The 6,942-nt window shown below is 67.2% G+C and carries 5 protein-coding genes and 1 pseudogene; all 6 read right to left on the bottom strand.

Going from position 1 to position 6,942, the window contains the following annotated elements:
• Positions 1-188, bottom strand: a 188-nt coding sequence (locus ACJ73U_RS02815) for a transposase (protein ID WP_407775906.1), incomplete at its 3' end; no start/stop codon positions are given.
• A 32-nt stretch (positions 189-220) separates the two neighbouring features.
• Positions 221-1,615 (bottom strand): annotated as a pseudogene (locus tag ACJ73U_RS02810) (family 78 glycoside hydrolase catalytic domain).
• A 494-nt stretch (positions 1,616-2,109) separates the two neighbouring features.
• Entirely contained in the window at positions 2,110-2,799 is a 690-nt protein-coding gene (locus ACJ73U_RS02805; protein WP_407775905.1) for a Gfo/Idh/MocA family oxidoreductase, read from the bottom strand.
• Between the two features lie 29 nt (positions 2,800-2,828).
• Complete coding sequence (locus tag ACJ73U_RS02800) at positions 2,829-3,188, bottom strand: transposase (protein WP_407775904.1); 360 nt, start codon at positions 3,186-3,188, stop codon at positions 2,829-2,831.
• Positions 3,185-4,321 (bottom strand): ISL3 family transposase, encoded by a 1,137-nt coding sequence (locus ACJ73U_RS02795; protein WP_407775907.1) that lies wholly within the window; start codon positions 4,319-4,321, stop codon positions 3,185-3,187. The genes ACJ73U_RS02800 and ACJ73U_RS02795 overlap by 4 nt, the downstream gene beginning before the upstream one ends.
• A gap of 16 nt (positions 4,322-4,337) precedes the next feature.
• Positions 4,338-6,737 (bottom strand): hypothetical protein, encoded by a 2,400-nt coding sequence (locus ACJ73U_RS02790; protein ID WP_407775903.1) that lies wholly within the window; start codon positions 6,735-6,737, stop codon positions 4,338-4,340.
• Positions 6,738-6,942: the final 205 nt, after the last annotated feature.

The following is a 6,942-nucleotide window of genomic DNA, read 5'->3' as shown; positions in this document are numbered from 1 at the left end:
TTCTTCTCCGCGCTCGTCAACCTGGTCGCGCTGCCACCGTTCTCGTCGGTGTCGGCCTGGGTCATCCAGCTCCGCAAACAGGACTGGCTGATCCCCAGATCCTTCGCCAACTCAGCGACCGGTTTGGTCCCCTCACGAGCCAACTCGACAGCACGACGACGGAACTCAGGCGGGTGTGGTGCAGGCACCAGAACATCCTCCCTGGTGACCGCAGGTCACCTCAGGCCAGGTGTCCGGGCAACAGGGGGAAGCTCAGGCCGAGTTCCAGAAGGGTGCGGCCGGGCAGCGCAAGGGTGCCGCGGCTGCGGGTGGCACGGTGACACGTGCGGTCATCCCCCTGGGAGGTCAGCCGCCAGGACAATGACGTGGTGCCGTGCGGCGTCTCGTGGCGGGTGTCGGCCCAGGTGATCCCACCGCCGGGGCGGGGGTGGAAGTGGATGGTCCGGTAGCCGGGTGAGGTGGCGGTGATGCCGCCGACGACGCGGTGGAGCCAGTCGGCGACGGCGCCGAGTGCGTAGGGGTTGAAGGAGGTCATGCCGCCGGGGTTGAGGGTGCCGTCGGGGCGGAGGCCGTCCCAGCGCTCCCAGACCGTGGTGGCGCCCCGCGTGACCGGGTAGAGCCAGGACGACACTCGGTCTGGGTCAGCAGCCGGTAGGCGACGTCGAGGTAGCCGGTCTCGGTGAGGGCGTCGCAGATGAGCGGGGTGCCGACGAAGCCGGTGGCGATGCGGGCGTCGTCGGCGAGGACGAGTTCGGCCAGGCGTTTCCCCGCTGCGGCGGGGGTCGTCGAGGAGGCCGAACGCGATGCCGATGGCGTAGGTGGTGGGGCTGTCGCTGGTCATGCGTTCGGACGGCAGCACATACCGGTTCCGGAACGCGTGCGCGACCTCGTCCGCCAGCGAGCTGTAGTGCGCCTCGGCGTCGGCGTCGCTCAGTTCGGTCGCTGACCACGCGAGGTGGCGGGTGGACCAGGCGAAGTAGGCGGTGGCGACCAGGTAGCGGTCGGTGCGGCCCGCGGCGGGGTCGTCGGGTGGGGCGGCGGGGTCGAGCCAGTCCCCCAGCTGGAAGCCCGTGTCCCAGAGGCGGGTCGGGCCGGCGAGGCGGGTGACGAGGTCGACCCAGGCGCGGCCTGCGGGGAAGTGGCGGCGGAGAAGTTCGAGGTCGCCGTAGCGCTGGTAGAGCACCCACGGGGTGAGGGTGACGACGTCACTCCACGCGGCGCCTGGTCGGATCGGGTCCACTGTGGGCCGCCGAGGATGACCGGGACGTACCAGGGGACGGTGCCGTCGGGAAGTTTGTTCGAGCGCGACGTCGGTGAGCCAGGAGTCGAGCATGCCGGCGCAGTCGTAGAGGAAGGCCGCGGTGGGGGCGAAGACCTGGAGGTCGCCGGTCCAGCCGAGGCGTTCGTCGCGGGCGGGGCAGTCGGTAGGGATGTCGACGAAGTTGCCGCGCATGCTCCACACGACTTCCGCGCGGCGCAGGGTGATCGTGGTGCCTGCCGGGCCGTCGGCGGTGATCTTCAGTCTGCCGACGAGGTTCTGGCCGAAGTCGAGCAGGTGGCGGCCGTCGGGCTTGCGGACGATCCTGACCGGGCCGAGCTCCTGGGTGGGGCGCACCGGCGGACCCGTGGGGGGCGACGAGCGTCGTCGGGTCGCGGGTGGCCGACGGCGACCGGGGTCCAGTCCCCGGGGACGGACCAGGAGGGGTCGTCAAGGCGGGCGTCGAAGGTCTCGCAGTCGTACAGGCCCGCGGTGAGGATTCTCCTCGCCGACGTCCCACCGCACTGCAGGGCTGGCACACCGTCGAGACGCCGTCAAACTCCCATTGCGCCAGTTTCCCGATCAAAGACATCACCGCGGACGGCACCTCTCCCGACGTCGACGGCGCTTGGGATCGAGCGATCCGGTGGGTCGCGGACGGTCAGGAGAGCGCCGTCAACGATCGGGACCGAGTCAATGCGGCGTTTGCGCGCCGCGCGAGCTGCGGTCCGAAGGTGTCGATCGCGCGGTGCGCCGGCGTGCGATATCCCGGACAACGGATCGAGCTGGCGCATCGTCAGATCGATGCACCTACGGGGTAATCCACAACGAGGTGCTCCTAATTGGCAGTGCTACGACCGCATCTCAGCCTGCTCGGCCTCGGGATGTGGATCGACGCGTCTGTCTGACGACCGCTCTGACGCACGGTCACCACACATAGCCAGCGAGGTCTCGTAGAGGCTCGGCCGTTCGATCTCCGAGATGTCAATCCGCTCCCCCGATTTCAGCGATCGCACACCGGCTTCGCTGGCGACCTGTGCGGCGTAACCATCCCAGGAGCTGGGTCCGCTCGGCTCCGCGCCAGCGGTCAGCGCATCGATCCACGCTCGCAGCTCGGCGTCGTAGGCCTCGATGAACCGCTCCCGCCAGTCGACGGGGAGATCGGTCCCGGCTCGGTTGTCGGATCGCGTCGAGATGCGTCCGGGGTCGGCCAGCGCGGCGGTTCCTCGTTCGCCGACCACCTCACCGCGGATGTCGTAGGCGTACCCGACGTTCATCGAGGTCTCGACGGTGACTAGTGCGCCCGAGCGCGTACGCAGCACCATGACCAGCGGGTCCCGCAACCGGCCGGCGAACGCGTTCTGCTTCCCGGAAAACACCTGGATGGACGACAGCTCGTCCGCCAACAGCCACCGTGCGATGTCGAAGTCGTGCGGGGCCGCGTCCACGACCGCCATCTCGTCGGTCCAGTACTCGGGGGCGGAGGGGTTGCGGTGGACGGAGTGGTAGATCAGCGGCTCTGTCGCTGGTTGCGTGATCAACTACCTGGCAGGTGCCTGTGGACGGGTTGTCAGGTGAGGAGGATTCTCTTGCGTAGCAACGCGAAGCTTGCTTTGCCGTAGGTCTGACGTTTGAGCAGTTTGTTCTTTGTGTTAACGCCTTCGGTGGGTCCGTTGCTGTAGGGCAGGGTCAGGCCGGCGACGGTGGCGTCCCAGTCTTTCTCCAGGCCGTTGAGGTAGGAGTCGAACCCGGGCAGCGTGTCGTGCCGGGTGGCGGTGATCCAGTCGGCGAGGTCTTGGCCGCGGCGTTGGGTGAGGAGATCGGCGAACTCGCGTACTCGGGTGGCGAGGGTGGTCATCTCGGGACAGCTGGCGGTCAGGTCGTCGAGGTGGCGGCGGGTGTGGTCGGGCAGGTTGGTGGGTTTGCTCATGATCCAGGAGACCAGCCGGCGCGGTGACGGCATGGCGCGTTCGGGTCGGCTCGGCCTTGGTTGATGTAGCGGACCAACAGGTTGGCGCTGCCGGTGTAGCCCTGTTCGCGGATCTGCGCCAGGATCGTGGTGACTGGGACGTTCTCGCCCAGGCGTTGCCGGACCAGGTCACGGTAGGCGTCGACCAGACAAGCGCCGTATCGTGGCGGGCGCAGCAACTGTTCTGCCTTGTGGGCGCGGGCGTAGCGTTTGACCGTGTTCAGCGCCCAACCCAGCCGTCGAGCGCACTCCAACAGCCCGACCCCCTGGGCGAGCAGGGCGTGCACGGCGGCGTGCCGGTTGCGGGTGCGTGCGTCCAGCGCCGAGTCCGGAGCGCGCGGGGTGGTGTTCCAACTGGCGGAGTGGGCAACCACGCACTTCTCCACCGCCGCAGCCAAGTTGTGCCACAGATGCCACCGGTCACTGGACTGGACCGCCGTCGGGACGGCTTGGCGGATCGCCTCGGCATAAGCTGCCGAACCGTCCCGACACACGACCTCGATCCCGGGATGCTCACGCAACCACGCGGCTAGAGTGGCGGCCTTGCGGTCTGGCAGCACGTCGAGGCGGCGGTGGGTGACCGCGTCAATCACCACGGTCGCGTACTTGCGGCCTCGTCTGATCGCGAAGTCATCGACACCGAGCACCGCCACCGCCCCTATCTCGGGGTCAGGCAGCGCATGCACCAAGCGCAGCAGGGTGTTCCGGCCAGCCACAAATCCCAACAGGGAAGCCAGACGCGAGCCGGCCCGGCCAGCCAACGCCAACCCGATGTGCTCCAACACCGCACGGCACAACACTGTTCGGCGGGCGTGCTTGACGGTCAAGTCGTCGACCTGCTCGGCGAACGTCCGCACAGCACAGTCGTTGGTATCGCAGAAGAACCGCCGCACCTGTAATCGCAACACCACCGGCTGCCCGACGACCGAACCATCGGCCAACCCACGGTGATAACGACTATGAACCCGACGGGACCGACCACTGCAGGACGGACAGATCCCATGTTCCGCCTTGACCCGTGCCCACACCCGCACACCCGAACCGGTCCGCTCGACCTGCTCCACCACCACGCCAGCCAAATGCGGCAGCAGCACGTCCAACCACTGATGATCACACACCGACCATGATCGCAAACAGTCGATCAGCACCGGTGCCCAGGTCACGAAAGTTGATCACGCAACCAGGGACAGAGCCAAAACTTGACAGACCCGTGCGGAAATCCGCCAGTGCCAGTGCGGCCAGTGGGGTGTTGACCGACATCCTGCGACGGACGTCCGCCAGCAGCTCGACCGTCGACAGACTGCCGGAGCTAGGACTCCGAAGGTCGAGATGCTCGCCGATGTCGTCGGTGAACACCTCGAGCAAGGTCGCGCAGAAAGCCACGTAACAGCGCACCTCGCTCCACAGCCGCGCCAGAGGCGTGTCCGTGTCGCCGTCGAGCGGTTGCTGCCAGGCCGTCCCGTCGACCAAGTTCGTGCACCGGGTGGCGGATAGGGCGAGGAGAAACTCGATCAGGGCGTGAATAGTGCTGCCCTGGTCGGCCAGCTGACGAGCGGCGTGCACGAAGGCTTGGCGTTTGACGTCCAGGTCCGCCGTGACGATCGCTCTCGTGAAGTCGCCGAGCGTGTGTTGGGTGTCGCTGAGGTCGTGGACCGCAATGGCCACACGGGCGAGGTCTCGGGGTAGGCCGCCGGAAAGGCAGTGGCAGAGCCAGACGAACGGTTTAGGTATGCCCAGGGCGCGGTGGGCCAACCATCGTTGAGACTCCGACAGGGTGAATGGATCTACAGGCACCATCGAGGTGAACGCGCTGTCGAAGGCGTCCCGGGCTGGCATGCCGCGCCGTTCGAAAGCCGCGAGGGCGTCCTCGGAGACCGAGATGAGGTAGACGCAGTGTCGGACACCGAAGATGCCTTTGACATCGTTCAGGAAGTTGTGGGCCTCGTCGGGGTCGGCGATCTTGTCCAGCTCATCGATGGCGATGACCAGCGCGCTCAGCCTGCCCGTCCTGGTGATCAGCACATCACCGACCAGTTCGAGGAACTCCCGCAGCCGCTCGACCACCTCCGGGTAGGTAAGCGGTTGTTCCGCGTTCGCCGTGCTCCTTGTCGGCACCAGCTCGAGGCCGCCGATGCCGGCGACCTTGCCAGACCAGCCACTCGTGCGGGTCTGGAGGAACCTGATGCGGCGGAGGTGCTGACGAGCGACGGCTCTCAGCGCGGCTTCCTCGGCGCTCGACCGATGTGCAAGCCAGTTGAGCAGCGCTGCCGTGACCAGGTGAAGACTGTTGAACAGCGGCGGGACGAGCGACTTGAGCGTGATCCACAGTGCGACGAGCGCCATTACCACGATTGCCGCGACGGCGAACACCTGCAGAGGCGCCGTTTCCAGGACCGCCCGTGTTCGGGTCACGAGGTCCTTTTCGAAGGCGGTCGCTCGCCGCATGGTCTCCTCGCCGCGGTCACCGTGCCATCCCCAGGTGAGCACAGCGACTGCGGCGGCAACGGTGACGACGAGGCCGACGCCGCCGAGCGCGAACAGCCAGCTCACGACGGCGGAACGCAACCGGTACAGCCGAAACCGGCGTGCCCAGAGTCGTTGGCTCTCCGAGCTCCGCGTACCTTCGACGGTGGACAACTCGTCCAGCACGGCGCGGCACGCGCTTGCGTGGACGTGGAGCACGAAGTCCCGCGCATCGTAGCGCACCGGCGCGGTCGTCATCACGCCAAGCACGGGGGCTCTTTCCGGGTCGGTGAGGTCGTTGCGCACCGCGCGTTCGATGATCGTCGTCTTGCCGACGCCGCGGGTACCGGCGATCCCGATCGCCGCTGGCATGCCCCTGTTGATCTCCCGGGTGCAGCCGCGCACGGCGTCGGCCGAGACCAGAGGCCCCTGCCCGGCTGGCATCATCAACCCTCGGGTGTTGCGCAGCTCCAGCGTGGTGCTGAACGTCGGACTCGCTTGGGCGTCGAGCCAACCGCGCAACTCGGGGATCAGAACCTCGTCCCGTAACCTCCTCCTGGACTCCCAGCGGCGTGTGGGAAGACCGGCAGCCAAGCGCAGGTGCTCCTGCCCCCACCACAGCCACTGGCGCACCGATCGGGGCAGACCCAATAGCAGCAGCGTGATGCTCGTGCCGAAGAGCGCCAGCGGCAGTACGACACTGAGTGGAGCCCAGAGCAGGTCTCCGACGAGCGGCCCAACAAGAAACGTGGCGAGCAAGCTCAGCGCGGCACTCATCAGCAGGTGCGTTTGGTGCGTCGATGGTTGCCACGAAGCAGGCCACGCCTTGGGCTGGATCTGTTTGTGTGCGTGGATCTGGTCATGCAGGTCAGCGATAGGTTCGTACTGTGCACGCGCACGCGCCACGAGGGCCGCTTCCTTCACCACGTTGATCGGCACGGCCCACGGGTCGAGAGCCAGTCGCTGAATCTCGACGGCAAACTCGTTGCTCTTGACCAGCCTGCGCAGGATGCCGAGGCAGTCGGTAACGACGTGTTCAGCGACCATCCTCCGTCCCACCTCCATTGTCGTGACGCTTGTCCGACCGAATGAAGACTACCGACAGCCACCTCGCAGCTCGGCACGCAACGGACTAACAGGGCGACGGTGGCCAGTCAGCCGCCGAGGCTTCCCGTTCTGCAAGAATGGCCGGCGAACAGCACTGGAACCTGGTGTTAACCGACCGCGTGCTCGACCGGATCGCACTGTTCGG

The organism is Actinophytocola sp. (assembly GCF_045807065.1).
GTDB lineage: Bacteria > Actinomycetota > Actinomycetes > Mycobacteriales > Pseudonocardiaceae > Actinophytocola.
The sequence above is the reverse complement of the archived record's forward strand: the minus strand, read 5'-3'. Positions and strand labels throughout refer to the sequence as shown.